General features: G+C 68.6%; 14 protein-coding genes and 4 pseudogenes. 12 read left to right on the top strand and 6 right to left on the bottom strand.

The window, feature by feature from the left end; translation table 11 throughout:
* Positions 1–240: 240 nt before the first annotated feature.
* Positions 241–642 (top strand): annotated as a pseudogene (locus KUM44_RS46400) (transposase); the annotation flags it as partial.
* A 21-nt stretch (positions 643–663) separates the two neighbouring features.
* Here the strand turns inward: KUM44_RS46400 and KUM44_RS41255 are convergent.
* Positions 664–1,906, bottom strand: a pseudogene (locus KUM44_RS41255) (IS110 family transposase).
* A gap of 367 nt (positions 1,907–2,273) precedes the next feature.
* Between KUM44_RS41255 and KUM44_RS47830 the strand changes: the two are divergent.
* From KUM44_RS47830 to KUM44_RS41220, 7 genes and pseudogenes are all read left to right on the top strand, one after another.
* Positions 2,274–2,450: pseudogene (locus KUM44_RS47830) on the top strand (transposase); the annotation flags it as partial.
* Between the two features lie 161 nt (positions 2,451–2,611).
* A complete protein-coding gene (locus KUM44_RS41245; protein WP_217214973.1) occupies positions 2,612–3,187 on the top strand; it encodes a TetR/AcrR family transcriptional regulator in 576 nt (191 codons plus the stop codon).
* Between the two features lie 421 nt (positions 3,188–3,608).
* The gene (locus KUM44_RS41240; RefSeq protein ID WP_217214972.1) at positions 3,609–4,007 is read left to right on the top strand and encodes a transposase; all 399 of its coding nucleotides are present in this window, start codon (positions 3,609–3,611) and stop codon (positions 4,005–4,007) included.
* 629 nt (positions 4,008–4,636) lie between these two features.
* Positions 4,637–5,110, top strand: a complete 474-nt coding sequence (locus KUM44_RS41235) for a nuclear transport factor 2 family protein (protein WP_217214898.1) — start codon at positions 4,637–4,639, stop codon at positions 5,108–5,110.
* 561 nt (positions 5,111–5,671) lie between these two features.
* On the top strand, positions 5,672–6,091 hold the full coding sequence (locus tag KUM44_RS41230; protein WP_217214897.1) for a hypothetical protein: 420 nt from the start codon (positions 5,672–5,674) through the stop codon (positions 6,089–6,091).
* Positions 6,092–6,199: 108 nt separating this feature from the next.
* Positions 6,200–7,147, top strand: coding sequence for a pyridoxamine 5'-phosphate oxidase family protein (locus KUM44_RS41225; protein WP_217214896.1), 948 nt, complete (start codon positions 6,200–6,202; stop codon positions 7,145–7,147).
* A 14-nt stretch (positions 7,148–7,161) separates the two neighbouring features.
* Positions 7,162–7,629 (top strand): nuclear transport factor 2 family protein, encoded by a 468-nt coding sequence (locus KUM44_RS41220; protein WP_217214895.1) that lies wholly within the window; start codon positions 7,162–7,164, stop codon positions 7,627–7,629.
* 432 nt (positions 7,630–8,061) lie between these two features.
* Here KUM44_RS41220 and KUM44_RS41215 read toward each other — a convergent pair whose 3' ends face one another.
* Entirely contained in the window at positions 8,062–8,199 is a 138-nt protein-coding gene (locus tag KUM44_RS41215) for a hypothetical protein (protein ID WP_217214894.1), read from the bottom strand.
* A 346-nt stretch (positions 8,200–8,545) separates the two neighbouring features.
* Between KUM44_RS41215 and KUM44_RS41210 the strand changes: the two are divergent.
* Positions 8,546–10,221 (top strand): annotated as a pseudogene (locus tag KUM44_RS41210) (acetolactate synthase large subunit).
* 191 nt (positions 10,222–10,412) lie between these two features.
* Here the strand turns inward: KUM44_RS41210 and cynS are convergent.
* On the bottom strand, positions 10,413–10,883 hold the full coding sequence (gene cynS, locus KUM44_RS41205) for a cyanase (RefSeq protein ID WP_217214893.1): 471 nt from the start codon (positions 10,881–10,883) through the stop codon (positions 10,413–10,415).
* Between the two features lie 111 nt (positions 10,884–10,994).
* Entirely contained in the window at positions 10,995–11,603 is a 609-nt protein-coding gene (locus KUM44_RS41200; RefSeq protein WP_217214892.1) for a carbonic anhydrase, read from the bottom strand.
* A 124-nt stretch (positions 11,604–11,727) separates the two neighbouring features.
* Here KUM44_RS41200 and cynR point away from each other — a divergent pair, with 124 nt between their 5' ends.
* Complete coding sequence (gene cynR, locus KUM44_RS41195; protein WP_217214891.1) at positions 11,728–12,636, top strand: transcriptional regulator CynR; 909 nt, start codon at positions 11,728–11,730, stop codon at positions 12,634–12,636.
* A gap of 551 nt (positions 12,637–13,187) precedes the next feature.
* Here cynR and KUM44_RS41190 read toward each other — a convergent pair.
* Together KUM44_RS41190 and KUM44_RS41185 are read right to left on the bottom strand one after the other, a co-directional pair.
* The gene (locus tag KUM44_RS41190; RefSeq protein ID WP_217214890.1) at positions 13,188–14,264 is read right to left on the bottom strand and encodes an alpha/beta hydrolase; all 1,077 of its coding nucleotides are present in this window, start codon (positions 14,262–14,264) and stop codon (positions 13,188–13,190) included.
* A 118-nt stretch (positions 14,265–14,382) separates the two neighbouring features.
* Positions 14,383–15,348 carry an alpha/beta hydrolase gene (locus KUM44_RS41185; RefSeq protein WP_217214889.1) on the bottom strand — a complete coding sequence of 322 codons (966 nt, stop codon included), beginning with the start codon at positions 15,346–15,348 and terminating at the stop codon, positions 14,383–14,385.
* A 186-nt stretch (positions 15,349–15,534) separates the two neighbouring features.
* Here KUM44_RS41185 and KUM44_RS41180 point away from each other — a divergent pair, with 186 nt between their 5' ends.
* Positions 15,535–15,993, top strand: a complete 459-nt coding sequence (locus tag KUM44_RS41180; protein ID WP_217214888.1) for a MarR family winged helix-turn-helix transcriptional regulator — start codon at positions 15,535–15,537, stop codon at positions 15,991–15,993.
* Between the two features lie 635 nt (positions 15,994–16,628).
* Positions 16,629–17,180 (top strand): EF-hand domain-containing protein, encoded by a 552-nt coding sequence (locus KUM44_RS41175; RefSeq protein WP_217214887.1) that lies wholly within the window; start codon positions 16,629–16,631, stop codon positions 17,178–17,180.
* Positions 17,181–17,190 lie beyond the last annotated feature (10 nt).

Here is a 17,190-nt window from a genome sequence, read left to right as displayed (position 1 = left end):
GACCAAGCCTTGCGCCAGCGCTGTACCGACCGGACGCTGACCCGCAGGTCGTGCGCGATGACCGCGTTCTCGTCGCCCTGGGAGAACCGCTCGGCCGCCCCCATCCTCAACTTCTCGCGGAAGGCTCGCCGTTCGTCGGTCAGCCCGCCCCCTTGCGCATACCTCATGCAGTCGGCATACCGCAGATCATGGACCGTCAGCCCATACCGACACCACGCTTTGAAACTCAGTAGGACGGGCGTGAGCGTGCGTCGTCCTTACCGCAGTGATGTCTCTGATGCCCGGTGGGCTCTGATCGAGCCGGTCTTCACTGCCTGGCGGGCGAGACGGACCGGGCCGGGCACGACGGCCCGGGTGCACGATCTGCGGGAGATCGTCAACGCGATCCTCTACGTCAACCGGACCGGGATTCCGTGGGAGTACCTGCCGCACGACTTCCCGCCCTTCAAGACTGTCTACGACTACTACGCGAAGTGGGAAGCCGACGGCACGACCCAGCAGGTCCACGACCTGTTACGAGACAAGACCCGTCGCGCGCAGGGCCGCAGTGCGGAGCCCACCGCGGCCGTGATCGACGCGCAAAGTGTCAAGACCTCGGCGAACGTGGCCGAGAGCAGTCAGGGCATCGACGCCGGCAAGAAGACATCCGATGCGAAGAACGTGTCAAGCAGCCAGGGCCAGGTCGGTTTCTGCCGTAGTCGGGAAGGCCACGGCCTCGTTGAACGGAACGCGGTGCGTCAGGCAGTGATGAAGACAGCCGATCATCCGGTTGAAGAGGTTTCTCTGGGCGGCTGTGTGGCGGTCTCCGGCTTCACGTCGGCGGTCGTAGTGGGCCCTTGCGCCTGCTGAGTGGGCCATCGCTGAGAAGGCCTACATGTAGCCGACGCCGGCCAGTCTCTGGTTCTTGACCCTGCGGGCCGCGACGGACACGCTCTTGCCGGAGGCCCTGGTGACGGGTGCGGATCCCGCGTACGCCTTCAGACCTCTGGCGTCGGCGAACCGGGCCCGGTCGTCGCCGATCTCGGCCAGGACGCGGGCTCCGCTGAGCGGACCCAGCCCGGGAAAGCTGGTGATGATTTCCGCGTCGGCATGAGCCTCGAACGCCTGCACTGTGGCTTCGGCGAGATCATCGGCACTTGTGCACGCGGCCTCCAGCTGCCGAAGCAGCGCGAGCGCCTGCCGTCCCATGGCCTCCTCGACCAAGGGGAGATGCCGCATCTGCGGCACGCGGAGCGCGGTGTGCAGACGCTCGACCTCCCTGTCGATGGTGTTCTTGCGGCCGGCCTTCTTCAGCAGGGCTCGCAGCTGGGCTCGGGTGAGCTTGGCCGCCTGGCGAGGGGTGGGGGCGGAGGCCAGGAGAGCGCGGGCTATGGGGTGAAAGATGCCCTCACGTCGGTGACCGACGGCGGCCAGATAGCTGGGGAAGTGCTCGCGCAGGTGGGAGGTCAGCTTGTTGCCGGCCTGGGTTCGGTCCCAGACGGCGTCCTGCTGGGCGCGGGCGAGTACCCCGACGGCCTGGGCCAGTTCGGAGTCGGCGGGAAGTTTGCGCTGGGACTGCGGCATCGGTTCGGAGGATGTTCGCCAGCACCATGGCGTCCAGGTGGTCGGACTTCTTGCGGGAGACGGTGTGCCGGTCCCGGTAGCGGGCCGCAGCCATCGGATTAATGGCGTAGACGGGGCGGCCGGTTGCTCGCAGACAGGCGACCAGAAGGCCGCGGGAGGTCTCGATGGCTACCGGGAGGGGATCCTGCGGGGTATCGCCGTGCTCGGCGAGCATCCGAAGCAGCTGGTCGAGCCCTTCCGTGGTGTCATCGATACGAGCCCGGGCCAGCAGCGAGCCTGTCTCGTCGACGACGGCTATGTCGTGATGATCGCTGGCCCAGTCGATGCCGCAGAATGCTCTCACTCGCCTCACGCTTCCTCATCAGACCTGTGTTCTTCCTGGTCACAGCCGTGCAGGGCATGCGTCTCCCTAATGGAAGGGCTCGGCGGCCCGACATCCGATTAGCCGTTCATGACCCCAGCGACCTGCGGGGCCCTCGGTCTGGACTGGAGCTGGTGGCTCCCGAGCACGTGGGAGGTGATCCCCGCAGGGGGCTTGGACCACGATCATCATCGGTGATCAAGAATTGGCTCTCGTCGCCGACGGCGAGCGTCAGCACACGTCAGTCTTCTTTGAGGGCTCAAGGCCCGGATCAACGGAGGACGTTGTGCTGACGCCGGCGGCCGACAACGAGGAAGTGCCTTCAGTGGCTCCCGCTACTGCCCATTAGATCAAAGGGCGCAAACGCCATCTGATCACCGACACCCTCGGCCTGGTCCTGGCCGTCCTGGTGACCGCCGCGAACGTCCACGACACCGTCGGCGGAAAGTATCTGCTCGACGACCTGGCGGCGCGTCATCCCAGCGTGGTCAAGGTCTGGGCCGACGGCGGCTACCAGAGCAGCATCTTCAAGACCTTGCGCTCGCTTGAGTGGGCAGCGGGCAACACGCCCGGCCCCGATCCGGGCAGGCGCATACGGCGACCGGCCGGCCCGCGCCCGGGAATATGCCGTGTGACCTGGTGGCTGTACCGTAGGAGAACGACCGTTTTCGAGAATGGGTGAGCGAAGTGGAACCCGAGACGACTGAGCAGCGGATCCTTGACGCTGCTGAGGAGCTGTTCTACGGCCGAGGCATTCAGTCGGTGGGAATGGATGCGATCCGCACCGCCTCCGGCGTGCCCCTCAAGCGCCTGTACCAGACCTTCACTTCCAAGGACACCCTCGTCGAGGCGTACCTGAGGCGGCGGGACGCGAGGTGGCTCCGCGATCTTGCCCAGCACGTGGATACCTACGACTCACCCGAGCAGCGGATTCTGGCGGTCTTCGACTGGCTGTTCCTCTGGTTCAGCGAGCAGGGGTTCCGCGGCTGCGGCTTCATCAACTCCTTCGGGGAGCTGGGGGGGACGTCCCAGACCGTGGCCGACATCGCGAAGGCCCACAAGGATGCCTTCCGGCGATATCTTGCCGATCTCGTGGCCGCCGCGGACGCGCCCGCGTGGCTGACCGACCAGCTCGTCCTCCTCGCCGAGGGCGCGATGACCACAGCGGCCATCTCCGGGTCTCCAGAGCCCGCCCGTCACGCCAAGGACGCCGCCCGCACCCTGCTGCGGGCCGCTCACGCAGACGTGGTCACCGCTGCCTGAGCACGCCGTCGCCTTCACTCACAGCCCCGCTTCCGTTCCCTCCGGGGTGCCACCCAGTGAGCAGGGCGCACGTGAGGCTGGTCCTCGGTAGGGGCTTCTGGTCCTGCCCGCGCCGGTCGTCCACCGAGCAGGACCCGCAGCTACCGGCCGGCGCGCGGATGACCATGCGACTGCGGGTCGCGGCCGAACGCCGGATACGCGACGCAGGGTTCCACCGTCGTCCAGGCCGCCCGGGATCTGCGCCTGTCCTGGCCGACCGGACGCATGCCTTCCGCGACCCGGCCCGTGAGGTCGTCGACGCACCTTTGCCCGAGGTCGACGTGCTGGGCATCGGTGAGACCCGCCGGGGCAAGCCGCGCTGGGAACAAGACCCTGACACCGGCAGACGGGCGGGGCACGCGATCGGTGGCACACCGGCTTCATCGACGCCCTCGGGGCGGGTGGGCTGCTGGGCCAGGTCGAGGACCGCAGCGTCGCCGACGTGCTGGCCTGGCTCGCCACCGCCCCGCTGACCTGGAGAAAGAGCATCACACACGTCGCCATCGACGTGTCCGCCACCTACCGCGCCGCGATCCGCACCGGCCTGCCGCACACCAGGGTCGTGATCGACCGCTTCCACGTGGTGCAGCTGGCGAACAAGATGCTCTCGGCGGCCCGGCGCCGCACCACTGCCGAGGTCCGCGGCCGACGCGGACGAGCCACCGATGGGGAGTGGTCGGCCCGCCGGCGCCTGCTGCGCAGCCGTGAGGACCTCACCGACGAGCAGTTCGCGACGATGTGGAACGCGCTCCGCGAGGGGCAATCGGGTAGACCCTGCTGAGGACGTGGATCGCCAAGGAGAACCTGCGCAGCCTCCTCGCTCTGGCCAGAACTGGCGCCGACCGGAACCAAGTCGGCCAACCCCGCTGGAAGTTCCTCACATGGTGCGCGGATTCCGTCCCCGAGTTGCGGCCGCTCGCCGTCACCGTCGACCGCTGATGGCCCGAGACCGCCGCATTCGTCGACACCGGACAGCAAACGCCAGGGGCGAAGGCATCAACCGTGTGATCAAGCGTGTGCCCGCGCGGCGTTCGGCTTTCGCAATGCCGACCAACGGCTACGGACACGCTGCGTCACCGCTCGCCGGGCCCGCGGACACCTCCGCACCGCTCAACTCTGAGGAGCCGGTATGGGACCCCTCGTAGCAGTCGCCGATCGTGCCCGTCCAGGCAACCAGGGCCGAGGCCCGGGCCTGTTCAGTGCAGGCCCAGGACGAGAACTGGGCTGGACATCGTGCGGATCGGAATCACGCAATCGAATTCAGCAGCTTGCGCGAGAACCAACGTTCTACTATCGTGGAGGGCACGGAGAACGCTCGTTCTCTGCCTGGTCGGTCGACTGCCGCGATGCGGTTGCCGTCGAGGGCGCCCACCTCCTTGCGTGGGCCCGAGTACAACCGAAGGAAGCGACATGAGTCACGACCCGCGCCCCCCGTTCCCGCCGTTCACCCGGGAGACCGCCATCCAGAAAGTCCGCCTGGCGGAAGACGGCTGGAACTCCCGCAACCCGGAAAAGGTCGCCCTCGCCTACACGGTGGACTCCTACTGGCGCAACCGCGCGGAGTTCGCCACCGGCTACGACGAGATCGTCGCCTTCCTCACCCGCAAGTGGAACCGGGAGCTGGACTACCGGCTCATCAAGGAACTGTGGGCCTTCGACGGCAACCGCATCGGCGTGCGCTTCGCCTACGAGTACCACGACGATTCGGGCAACTGGTTCCGCGCCTACGGCAACGAGAACTGGGAGTTCGACGACAACGGCCTGATGCACCACCGCTACGCCTGCATCAACGAACTTCCCATCAAGGAATCGGAGCGCAAGTTCCACTGGCCCCTCGGGCGCCGCCCCGACGACCACCCCGGCCTGAGCGACCTGGGCCTGTGACCCTCGCCGCTGCGACAGGTCCCAGGCCGGCCACCCGGTTGAGAGCCTGCCGGGTGGCTGTCGATCGGAGAGCGGACGCGGCGTGGTGCGTGCGCCCGACAGGGGACAGGCCTGAGGGAGTGGGGCGAGACCGTCCCCGTCCCTTCAGGCCCGCTCTCTGGCTCTCGCGGCGAAGCCTGTGGCCTCGGCCAACAGCGGGCCGTCGAGGCACGACGGCCCGGGCGGGCCAGTCGGTCGAAGCGCCTGAACCGCGCGGCCACTGAGCGCGTTGTTGCAGGGCTGCACGAGCAGGCAGCGGGAACCGAACCCACGATCAACCTCCGGGGCCCAAGTAACCGACCCTCGAGCGGCGAGAGCTGCTGTCTGCGTGCAGCGCCAGGAGCATCTGCCGCGCTGCTGCGACTAGCCTGCCCTGTGCGGCGCTTCGGAGGCCGGCGCGGACTCAGTACTCGCCGTGAGGCTCGAACGGCGACGGCGTCATGAGCGCCATCGACTTCCGCCTCCCTTTTTTGCACTCATACTGCTGCGGGCCGCTCGCACGCAGGCCGATATCCCGGCCTGATGAGCGCCACCCAGGCAGGCCCGGAGACACCGCAACGGTGGCGGCATCTTGTTCGGCCCGCCCCGCACCCGCCGCAGGCCATCACCTTCAACGGCCTGGTCGTCCCGGCCGCCACCGGCCGGTTCCACCCGGCCTGGGCAATGGCCGCCGTGGCCCTGTCGGTCACCACCGTCTTCGCCAACTTCATCGGCGCCCGCCCCACACCCTGCTGTTCGCCGCCGTCGGCAGCTACGCCGTCGCCCGCGGTCACGGCCGTGTCGACGACGGCGCCCTTGCAGGCCGAGCGCGACGCGGGTGCCTCGGACGCCGAGATCGGCGAGGTCGTCGGCCACCTGGCCCTGAACGTCCTGACGAACCGCTTCAACCTCGCCAAGGTCGACAACGACTGGCCCGTGGTCACGCCGCGCTCCGCGGTCTGACCCGCACCCGCCCCGCCGGCCCGGCCCCACCCCCCGACCGGGGCCAGGCCGGCGGCCCCCTCGCCCGCCGGTCGGCGGCATCCCCGACCGCCCGTGGAAGGAAGGACGATGACAGACCCGGCGCGTAGCACCCCGGTGGGCTTCCACGAGGGCGAGCTGGCCGTCCAGCGTCAGGCAGGGGTAACCAGGGACGCGGCACGGCTCTCCGGCATGCTGGCCCCCGCCCAGCTGCGCGGCGGCGTGGCCCGATTCCTGGCCGAGCGGACCTTCGCCGCGATCACCGCCCGCGCCATGGACGGCACGCTGTGGGTCTCCCCGCTCACCGGCCCGCCCGGGTTCCTCCACGTCGCCTCGTCGGCAGCTCTCGCCGTGCGGGCACTGCCCGCCGAAGGCGACCCACTGCATCACCTACCGGCGGCCCAGCAGGTCGGGCTGATCGTGGTCGAGTTCGCCACCCGCAGACGCCTGCGGATCAACGGCACCCTCTCAGCCACCGGGAGCGACGGCCTGCGCATCGACGTGGAGCAGGCATACGGCAACTGCCCCCAGTACATCCAGAGCCGGCAACTCCACGCCACGCCCGCGGGTATCCCTCGCGGGGAGCCGGTCCGGAGCGCCGACACCCTCGCCGCCAGCGACATCGGCCTGATCCGCCGGTCCGACACCTTCCTGATCGGCACCACCCACCCCGCCCGCGGCAACGACGCCTCACACCGCGGCGGTCCTCCCGGATTCGTCCGCGTCGAGGACGGACGACTGTGGTGGCCCGACTATTGGGGCAACAACATGTTCAACACCCTCGGTAATCTTCAGGCCGACCCCACCGCCGCCCTGCTCTTCTGCGACTTCACCACCGGCCGCACCCTGCACCTGTCCGGTCGGGCCGCCCTGGAATGGACCCGCACGGGCATCCCCGGCGACGACGACCGCACCGGCCGCCGCGTCCACTTCACCCCCCGCCATCTCGTGGCCGGCCGCCTGCTGCCGCTCCAGGCCGACACAGTTACCGCAGCCCCCGACAACCCGCCGCTGACCGACCAGCCCACCGCACAATGAAGGACCGCCCCGCCATGACCGACAGCCGCCCGCTCTTCCCTCCGTTCGACATCGACAGCGCCCTCGCCCAGGTCCAAGCCGCCGAAGACGCCTGGAACACCCGCGACCCGCGTCAGGTCGCCCTCGCCTGCACCGAGGACTCCGCCTGGCGTAGCCGCGATGCCCTCGTCACCGGCCGCGAAGAGATCACCGAGTTCCTCACCGCCAAGTGGGAACACGAACTCGACTACGTCCTGCGCAAGAGCCTGTGGGGCTTCCGTGGCAACCGGATGGCCGTCCGCTTCCAGTACGAATGGCACAACGCCGAAGGCCAGTGGTTCCGTTCCTACGGCAACGAACTGTGGGAGTTCGCCGACAACGGTCTGATGCGCCGCCGCGAGGCCAGCATCAACGACCTGCCCATCAACGAGGAAGACCGCCGCTACTTCGGCCCCCGACCCGACAGCGAGCGCGGCCCCGGGCACGACCTCCCCCTCGCCTGAAACCACCGCACGTCCCAAGATGTCCATGGCGGCGCCTGAGCAGGGCACAGCAATGAGTGAATGGCCATGCCCCTCAGCTTTCGCACCATCGACGTAACTGGATACCCGGTGTCCTACCGGGAAACCGGTGAGCTTGGCGCACCGAAGCTGGCCCTCCTGGGCGGTTTCCCGTCCTCGTCGCACCAGTGACCAGGGATAAGCCCACCTCACCCCGCTTCGCTTCAGCGATCAGCCCCTCCATCTGGCTTCTAGGACGTCGGCGTCTCTCCATTGCCGGAATCGGTTGTGGACGGTCGGCCAGGCACCGAACTCGCCCGGCATCTCCCGCCTGCCGCCCCACCGCCGGACCAACCCCTCGAACCGCCGCGGTGACCGCTTGAGGTACGGGGGCGAACCTGCCGATCGGCAGGCAGCGCTCGATGAACTCCCATTTCAGATCCGTACGGCGGCGACGGGAAGCCCGGCGTGGTGCCGCTTGTGCCACAACGTACCCACCTCGGCGACGAGTTCGGCGATCCCATCGGCCAGGCGAACAGGGACACCCCGCCTGCCCAGGCGGTCCGCGAGCACGCCACCGACGACCGCGCCACGGCGCCGCCGACGCCGCAGACCGTTGTGACGAAACCGGCGAAAGATGCCGAACAGCCCCGTTCCAGCGTCAGATAGAGCGACAGGAGGACCGCTACGAAGCCGCCGAGTCGGTTTGACGAGCATGGTGGTCCACAGCCACCAGAGCGCAGGCAGCGCCGGCCTCGCATCGGCCACCTCGCGCGCCATGCTCTAGGCGCCGGTGATCACGGTGTGACGGACTTGGAGTGCCCCCGGCCAGCCGACGCGGTCCCCCAGGCGACTGCGGTGGGTCCGGCCCCGGAGGGAGGCGTAGCTTGGATGTGGACCCCGGCAAGGAAGGCGTGCCATGACCGGGCCCAGCGAATTCTCGGACCGAGATCGGCACAGCGCAGCGAAACTGCTGGTCCGCTGCCTGGAGAACGAAGGTGTCCGCGTCGTCTTCGGTCTTCCCGGCGAGGAGAACCTTCACTGACCTTAGCCCTGGCGCGCTCCGGCATCCGATACATCCTGACGCGCCACGAACAGGCCGCCTCGTTCATGGCCGAGATGTACGGCCGGGTCACCGGTACGGCCGGGGTCGTCTCGGCCACGCTCGGCCCGGGAGCCATCAACCTTCAGCTCGGTGTCGCCGACGCCATGACTAACAGCACCCCCTTGGTTGCCCTGTCAGCGCAGGTCGGCCACAACCGCAACTACAAGGAAACCCACCAGTTCGTTGACCTGGTCAACATGTTCGCTCCGATCACCAAGTGGTCGGCCAGCGTCCCCAGCGCCGGGGCGATCCCCGAAATGCTGCGCCGCGCGTTCAAGACCGCCGAAACCGAGCGGCCTGGCGCGGTGTACCTGGCGGTACCCGAGGACGTCGACGCCGCGCCCGCCGCCGTCGAGCTGCAACCTCTGCCTCGCTACGTGGTGCGCGCGGAGGCGCCGTCGCCGGGGCAGATCGCCCGCGCCGCAGCACTCCTGCGCAACGCTCGCCACCCCATCGTGCTGGCCGGCCACGGCGCCGCCCGCAACGCCGCGGCCACATCGCTCACCGCTTTCGCCGGCTCCCTCGGACTGCCGGTGGCAACCACCTTCCATGGCAAGGGAGTCATTGCCGACGACCTCATCAACTCCATGGGCTCGATCGGCTTCATGCGCCGCGACTACACCAACTTCGGTTTCGACGCGGCCGACCTGATCATCGCCGTCGGCTATGAACTGCAGGAGTTCGACCCCGCCCGGATCAACCCCCAACGCGACAAGAAAATCATCCACGTGCACCGCTTCCCCGCTGAGGTCGACGCGCACTACTCGATCGACCTTGGCATCATCGGCGACATCTCGCAGTCCCTGGACGCGCTGTCGGCCGCCGTCTCCGACCGCTTCCGCGGGCCGGCCCCGGCCAGGTGCCGCGAAATGGTGCAAGCCGAGCTGGATCGCGGACGTGCCGACGGCCGGTACCCGCTCGCACCGCAGCGCATCGTTGCCGACACGCGCGCTGCTCTGGGTCGCGACGATGTCGTACTCGTCGACACCGGCGCCCTGAAGATGTGGATGGCGCGGCTGTACCCCACATACGCGCCCAACACTTGCCTGATCTCCAACGGCCTGTCCGCCATGGGCTTCGCACTGCCCGGAGCGCTCGCCGTGGCTCTGGCCGAACCGGACGTCAAGGTGCTGGCCGCGGTCGGCGACGGTTCGTTCCTCATGCATTCCCAGGAGATCGAAACTGCCGTCCGCGAAGCCATCCCGCTTACCGTGCTGATCTGGGAGGACAACGGCTACGGGCTCATCGAGTGGAAGATGGACCTGACGCTCGGCGAACACGACGCCACCGCCTTCGGCAATCCCGACATCGTCCGCTACGCGGAGAGCTTCGGAGCCACGGGATATCGGATTGCCGACGCGGAGGAACTGCTGCCCACGCTGCGAACAGCACTGGACGACCCCGGAGTCTCCGTCATCGCCTGCCCCGTCGACTACAGCGAGAACCTCAGGCTCACCGCCCGCCTCGGCCAACTGGACGCCGCACTCTGACGTCGTTCTGACTGATCCCGTGGCCCAAGTGAGCGCAAGGCCCCGCCGCCTCACCGCGACCCCATGTCGTGCTGGGGGCGCGGGAAGCGGCGGGGGAGCCCTGTAATGGTGGCCCTGGTCGCCCGAAGCGAATCGGCGTGCCGGCCCAGGCGCCTTATCGGCAGCGGTCGCCGGCACGGCGGACGGCTGGGTCAGAAGGGCTTGGTGGGCAGGTACTTGCCGTCCAGGGTGATCACCGCGCGCTCGCCGCCCTCGGGGTCGGCGACCTTCTTGACGTCGAGCTTGAAGTTGATCGCGCTGATGATGCCGTCGCCGAACTGCTCGTGGACCAGGGCCTTGAGCGTGGTGCCGTAGATCTGGACGATCTCGTAGAAGCGATAGATCGTCGGGTCGGTCGGGACGCCGCCGGGAATGGATCCCCGGGTCGGGATGGCCTGAAGCAGTACGGCCGCCTCATCGTCCAGTTCCAGCAGTTCGGCGACCGCCCTGGCGGCGGCCTCCGGCAGGGGATGCTGACCCAGAAGCGCGGCGGTGGTGAAGGCGACCGACAGGCCGCTGGCGTCGGCGAGCTGCTGCCAGGTCAGGTCCTTGCGCGTCTTGGCCTCGACAACCACAGCGGCCAGGGCCTGCCGGGCGGCAGGGTCGAACTGAGCGTGCACCATGAGGGTGTTCCTTTCCAACATGCCGGCCCGCCCTACAGCGAGCTCAGCGGAGTCATACGGTCAGGGGATCAGGCCGCCGGACGGCGGCCTGGACGAAAGAGCCAGGGCAGCTCAGGCCGCGAGGGCGGCGGAGCAACCCGTGACCGGGTCGAGCTGGTCGACCGCGCCGGTGGGGATGTCGTAGACCCAGCCGCGCAGCGTGACGGTCTTCGCCGCCAGTGCCCGGACGACGCTGGGGTGCGTTGCCAGGTTCGCCAGCTGAGCGATCACGTTGTTCCGTACCAGGACGCTCACCTTGTCCTCGCCGGGCTCGGCACAGGCCGTGCGGACCCGGGAGGCCTCCGCGTGCCGCAGCCAGTGGGCGACGGCCGGCAGGGCGGCGAGGTCGTGCTCGTCCGCCAGGGCGGTCATCGCGCCACAGGCGGAATGCCCGCAGACGACGATGTCGGACACGCCCAGGACGGCGACGGCGTACTCGATGCTCGCCGCGATCCCATCAGCGTTCGGGGTGTAGGCGGGCACCAGGTTTCCGGCCGTTCGGATGACGAACAGCTCGCCCGGCTCGCTCTGTGTGATCAGCTCCGGTATGACGCGGGCGTCGGAGCAGCTGATGAACAGGGTGCTGGGCCGGTGCGTGGTGGCCAGGTGCTGAAAGTGCGCCGCCTGGGCGGGGAAGACGCCCCGCTGGAAATGTGCGACTCCCTCGGCGAGGTCTTGCATGATCACTCCTTTCGGCCAGTGCCCGACTGGTGCGGGTTGACGAAATCAACCATGCATGAACTGTGCTTATAGAGTCCAAGACGCCCTGAATATAAGATCTATTGGTCTCATCTATAGTGATGTCATGGGCTTCGAACTACGTCATCTGCGCTATCTGCTCGCCGTCGCTGAACATGGCAGCTTCACCCGCGCCGCCGAAGTCCTGCACATCTCCCAGCCGACCCTGTCCCAGCAGATCAGACAGATGGAACGCCTGATGGGCACGCAGTTGCTTGACCGTACGGGTCGTGCCGTGCGCCTCACCGACGCCGGTGAGACCTACGTCCACTACGCCCGTCGCGCCCTGCAGGAACTCGCCGCTGCTGAACGCGCCGTTCACGACGTGGCCGACCTCTCCCGCGGCAGTCTGCGCCTGGCGGTCACCCCCACCTTCACCGCCTACCTCGTCGGCCCCCTCACCGGACAGTTCCACGTCCGTCATCCCGACATCTCCCTGAGCATCAGGGAGATGACGCAGGACCGCATCGAGTCCGCCCTCCTAGCCGATGACCTCGACCTCGGGATCGCCTTTCGCGGTGCCCACCTGCCCGGCATCACCACGGACGACTTGTTCACCGAAGCCCTCAGCCTCGTCGTCGGCACCCACCACCCCTACGCCGACCGGACCGACCCGCTACCCGTGCGAGAACTGGAAGGCCGCCCCCTGGCCCTGCTCAGCAGCGACTTCGCCACCCGCAGGCACATCGACACCTACTTCGCTCAGCACCGCACCACACCGCGCATCGCGATGGAAGCCAACTCGGTCAATGCCGTCGCCGAAATGATCCAGCGCACCCCTCTGGCATCTGTGCTGCCCGAGACCATCGCCCGGGATCACCCGCATCTGCGTGCCGTACCCCTCGACCCGCCCCTGCCCGAGCGCATTGTCACTCTGCTCTGCCGCTCGGGCTCCTACCAAAGCGCTGCCGCCCGGGCTTTCACCCACCTCACCCGACAATGGGTCGCCTCCAGCGGATACTCCTCCTCCCCGTGAGGTCGCGGAGGCAGCGGGCGATGGCCCATGGCGCAGGGACGCCGTCTGTCGAGCGGACAGGTCGAGCCGTGGAACTCTCCCTTCGTACGGCACGCCCTCTGATCGACTGGCAAGGCCCGCACGGCTCGCTCAGCTCTCGCGGTCGGTCACGGACGCCGCTGTCACCGTCGCGGGCAGCAGCCGGCAGGACACAGGCCTGGAGTTCGGGAGTACCGGCTCCGGAGCGATTTGTTGCGGCTTGAGGGCGGGCCGTGGATACGTGTGGCCACCGGGACATCTGATAGGCGAATGCCGCCGCGCCCTTCCCTGATCCGCTAAGTAGCGGGTCCGGGAAGGGCGCGGCGGCATCTCTGATGCTTCTCTGGGTCTTTGGGCCCGCGGGCGGGCTGCGGACCACGTTCCACTGGCTCTGCAGTCCGGCTGCGGCTGGGCGAAGGCCGCGTCCGTGGCGGCGCCGTCCCGTGCGCCGGCGGGGGTCGGGCTGGTCCTCACGTTCCCCGCGGGGCCGGGCTCGGCGGCGCTGCCGGAGCCGGTCCGCTCTGGAGCGGGGGTCAGGAGCCGCTGTGAAGGCCGGTGTAGAGGAAGTGGTTGGCCTGGTCGACGGCTGTCTTGGCGGCGTTGGTGTGGGCGAGGGCGTTGAGCATGGCGAAGTCGTGGATGGTGCCCTGGTAGCGGACGGTGGTGATGTCGTTGCCGGCGGCGCGGAGCTTGGCGGCGTACGCCTCGCCCTCGTCGCGCAGGACGTCGGCCTCGTCGGTGATGACCAGGGCCTTGGGCAGGCCTTCGAGCTGGTTGAGGCTCGCACGCAGTGGCGAGGCGAGGATCTGCTTGCGGTCCTTGGCGTTGGGGGCGTAGGCGTCCCAGAACCACTTCATGGCCTTGCGGGTCAGCCAGGGTCCGTCGGCGAACTCCCGGTAGGAGGCCGTGTTGAAGTTGGCATCGGTGACCGGGTAGAAGAGCACCTGCTCGCGCAGGGCAGGGCCGCGGCGCTGCTTGGCCATGAGGGTGACGGCGGCGGTCATGTTGCCGCCGACACTGTCGCCGGCGACGGCGATCCGGGAGCCGTCGACGTTGATCTCGTCATCGTGCTCGGCGACCCACTTGGTGGCCGCGTACGCCTGCTCGATGGCGATGGGGTAGCGCGCCTCGGGCGAGGGCGTGTAGTCGACGAAGACGACCGCAGCGCGGGCGCCGTTGGCGATCTGCCGCACCAGCCGGTCGTGGGTGTTCTCGTTGCCGAGGACCCAGCCGCCGCCGTGGAAGTACATGACGGCCGGGAGCTTGCCGCTCACTCCGGCGGGGCGGACGATCCGGATGGTCACCTCGCCGGTGGGTCCCACCTTGAGGGTGCGGTGGCTGATGTCCGCCGGGAGCTTGTCCACGGGGCCGGCCTGTGCGCTGTCGAGTGCCTTGCGGGCGTCGCCGTAGGACAGGGTGTAGATGGGCGGGTTCTTCGCGGCCGCGTCGGCGAACGCCTGGGCGTCCTTTTCCAGCACCGGGACGGTTGTGGCGGCGGACGGTGCAGTGGGTGAGGCCGACGCGTGGGCGGTGATGGTCACCCCGGCGATGAGGGCGGCTGCTGCGGCGACGGCGATCTTGCGGTTGATTCGGACAGGTGCGGTGCGCATGGGGAACTCCTGGTGCGTGGCGCAGGACGCACGCCACGTGGGGACGGAGGCGGGACCCGGGCGGTCCGGCCGGGTGTAGTGCGGGGGTGTTACGGGCGCCGGATGTGGCTGAGCGCGCTCAGGCGGTGCCGAGTGCGGTGCGCAGTGTGTCGATGGCCTGGTTGATGGCGGCTTCGGCGGCGTGGGTCTCGCGCAGGGCGTTGAGCATGACGAAGTCGTGGATGACGCCCTGGTAGCGGGCGGCCGTGACGGGGACGCCGGCCTGGCGGAGCTTGTTGGCGTACGCCTCACCCTCGTCGCGCAGCACGTCGGCCTCGCCGGTGATGACCAGGGCCGGGGGCAGACCGGTGAGTTGCTCGGTCGTGGCGCGCAGCGGGGACGCGGTGATCTGGGCGCGCTCGGCCTCGTCGGTCGTGTACTGGTCCCAGAACCACTGCATGGCGTCGCGGCGCAGGAAGTAGCCCTCGGCGAACTGGTGGTAGGAGCCGGTGTCGAACGCGGCGTCGGTGACGGGGTAGAACAGCACCTGCTGGACGAGCGGCACGTCCCCGCGCTCCTTGGCCATCAGGGTCAGTGCGGCGGCCATGTTGCCGCCGACCGAGTCACCGGCCACCGCGATCCGGGTGGCGTCCAGGCCCTTTGAAGCGCCGTCAGTGACGACCCAGCGGGCGACGGCGTAATTCTGCTCGATCGCGACGGGGTAGCGGGCCTCGGGCGAGAGGTCGTACTCGGGGAAGACGACGGCGGCGTTCGCGCCGACGGCGAGTTCGCGGACCAGGCGGTCGTGGGTGTGGGCGTTGCCGAAGACCCAGCCCGCACCGTGGATGTAGATGACAACGGGCAGCGGACCGGCGGCACCGACGGGACGGACGATGCGCGCCCGGACGGTGCCGGTGGGCCCGCCCTGCACGGTCACCCACTCCTCGGCGATCTCGGGCTTGGCGATCTCGCCGGACTGGACCTCATCGACCACCTTGCGGCCCTCGACCGGACCGAGGTCGAACAGATACGGCGGGTTGGCGGTGGCCTCGGCGAATGCGGCGGCGGCCGGTTCCAGTTCGGGGCCGGTGATGTTCTCGGGCATGGGGACTCCTTGGACTGATGCCGGGGCGGCGGCCTCGGCGAGGGATGTGTCCGGCCGTTCGGCGGTCACGAGAACACCGTAGCGCTCGATTCAGTCGTGTACAACTTAATCGAGCTAGACATAGTCGAGGGCGCTTGGAATGGGTAGGATGTACCTGGCCGATCATCAGAGGTAAGGACGGCGCTCATGGGCCAGAACACGCGCGACGACGCCGCAGTGGGTTCGCTGCTGCTTCAGGACCAGCTCTGCTTCGCCCTGTACGCGGCCTCGCGGTCGGTCACGACCCGCTACCGTCCACTGCTGGACGAGCTGGGGCTGACCTACCCGCAGTACCTCGTCATGCTGGTGCTGTGGGAGCAGGGCTCGGTCTCCGTACGGGAGCTGGGCACGGCGCTCCAGCTGGAATCCAGCACCCTTTCGCCGCTCCTCAAGCGCCTTGAGACCGGCGGCCTGATTCGCCGCGAACGACGCGCCGAGGACGAACGCTCCGTCGCCGTACGCCTCACCCCGGCCGGCTCGGACCTTCAGGAGAAGGCCCGCGCCGTCCCGCTGGCCATCGGCGAGGCCATGGGTCTGACCCCCGAGCAGGACGCCACCGCGAAGCACTTGCTCCGCCTGCTCACCGAGAACGTCACCCACGACTGAGGCACCGGGCGCGGCGCGCGCACTCCGGTTCACGAATTGCTCGTGCCAGACGCTCGCGCGACACCTCGACGGGGGGATGGCGGAACACCCTCGCCGAGACGGATGGCCTTCCGCCAGTTCTGCGCGGCGAACGAGATGTCGATGCCGTCCGCGTCGCGGTCGGGGATGTAGTTGGCCACAGACCGGTAGCTCGGCTGACTCGGCGTCCGTGTCCCGAACCTTGCTGCGGCAGTTTCCTCGTCGGCCATTCGTCCGTTGAACGGAATGTCGGATGTTGCGGCTGCTCTCGGGGGTCTTGTGCGGTTGTTCTTCGCGGACCAGCGCCGAGTCTGGAAGGTGGGTGCGGTCGCGGGGCGGAGCTATGCAGAGCTGAGCGAGCTCTTCGAGCGAGCTGGCGCTGCTGACGGGCATGCGCCTTCAGCCCGGTCCATCTGCACGTGCAGGACCTCCAGCCGGGCGGGGTCGAGGACCAGGGGCATGGACCGAAGAGACCTTCCATGTTTGAGGGGCGGCCTATCACCCGGATCAGTGGACTGTGCCCGCATCTGTAGCAATCCGCACGGGGTTGTTCCTAGCGTTCCCGATGGTCACGGTGCGCTGATCAAGCGTGTCGGCCACGTACAGAGGGAACACAGATGACCAGTGCTGTGAAGAACCAGAAGTTCAACGTCCTCTTCGACTGGTTCGACCAGGGCAAGGACGGCCAGCTCACGCAGGATGATCTTCAGGGCATGGCCGGGCTGTTCGCGAAGCTGGCCAAGGACGACCGCGCGAACGCGACGGCGATGCGGAACGCGTTCGACCAGTGGTGGCAGCTGCTCCTCAAGCACGGTGACAGCAACAACGACGGGCAGGTCTCCCGCGACGAGTTCATCACCGTCATGGAGGCCAACATCACCTCCCCCGAGCACTTCCAGAGCGCGATCCTCGCGATCGCCGACGCGCTGATGCAGGCTCTGGACACCGACGGCGACGGGGTGCTGAACCGCGCCGAGTACGTGCGCCTGTACGACGAGCTGGGCGTCCCGCCGGTGCACTCGGAGGCGGCGTTCGAGCGACTCGACCGGGACGGGAACGGCGTGATCACCCACGACGAGTGGCGCACCGCGATCTCCGAGTTCTACCTCAGCACCGACCCGGACGCCCCCGGCAACTGGCTGCTCGGCCCGGTCGACGCAGCCGGCTGACGCGCGTGCC

This window comes from Streptomyces sp. AC550_RSS872, from assembly GCF_019049285.1.
GTDB lineage: Bacteria > Actinomycetota > Actinomycetes > Streptomycetales > Streptomycetaceae > Streptomyces.
Note: the sequence above shows the minus strand (reverse complement) of the source record. Positions and strands in the feature narration are given on the sequence as shown.

Excerpts from the sequence above, each read along its gene's own strand:
- KUM44_RS41225 (WP_217214896.1), top strand. The coding sequence starts at position 6,200 with ATGACAGACCCGGCGCGTAGCACCCCGGTGGGCTTCCACGAGGGCGAG.
- KUM44_RS41190 (WP_217214890.1), bottom strand. The coding sequence starts at position 14,264 with ATGCGCACCGCACCTGTCCGAATCAACCGCAAGATCGCCGTCGCCGCA.
- KUM44_RS41220 (WP_217214895.1), top strand. The coding sequence starts at position 7,162 with ATGACCGACAGCCGCCCGCTCTTCCCTCCGTTCGACATCGACAGCGCC.
- KUM44_RS41185 (WP_217214889.1), bottom strand. The coding sequence starts at position 15,348 with ATGCCCGAGAACATCACCGGCCCCGAACTGGAACCGGCCGCCGCCGCA.
- cynS (WP_217214893.1), bottom strand. The coding sequence starts at position 10,883 with ATGGTGCACGCTCAGTTCGACCCTGCCGCCCGGCAGGCCCTGGCCGCT.
- KUM44_RS41235 (WP_217214898.1), top strand. The coding sequence starts at position 4,637 with ATGAGTCACGACCCGCGCCCCCCGTTCCCGCCGTTCACCCGGGAGACC.
- KUM44_RS41175 (WP_217214887.1), top strand. The coding sequence starts at position 16,629 with ATGACCAGTGCTGTGAAGAACCAGAAGTTCAACGTCCTCTTCGACTGG.
- KUM44_RS41180 (WP_217214888.1), top strand. The coding sequence starts at position 15,535 with ATGGGCCAGAACACGCGCGACGACGCCGCAGTGGGTTCGCTGCTGCTT.
- cynR (WP_217214891.1), top strand. The coding sequence starts at position 11,728 with ATGGGCTTCGAACTACGTCATCTGCGCTATCTGCTCGCCGTCGCTGAA.
- KUM44_RS41230 (WP_217214897.1), top strand. The coding sequence starts at position 5,672 with ATGAGCGCCACCCAGGCAGGCCCGGAGACACCGCAACGGTGGCGGCAT.
- KUM44_RS41200 (WP_217214892.1), bottom strand. The coding sequence starts at position 11,603 with ATGCAAGACCTCGCCGAGGGAGTCGCACATTTCCAGCGGGGCGTCTTC.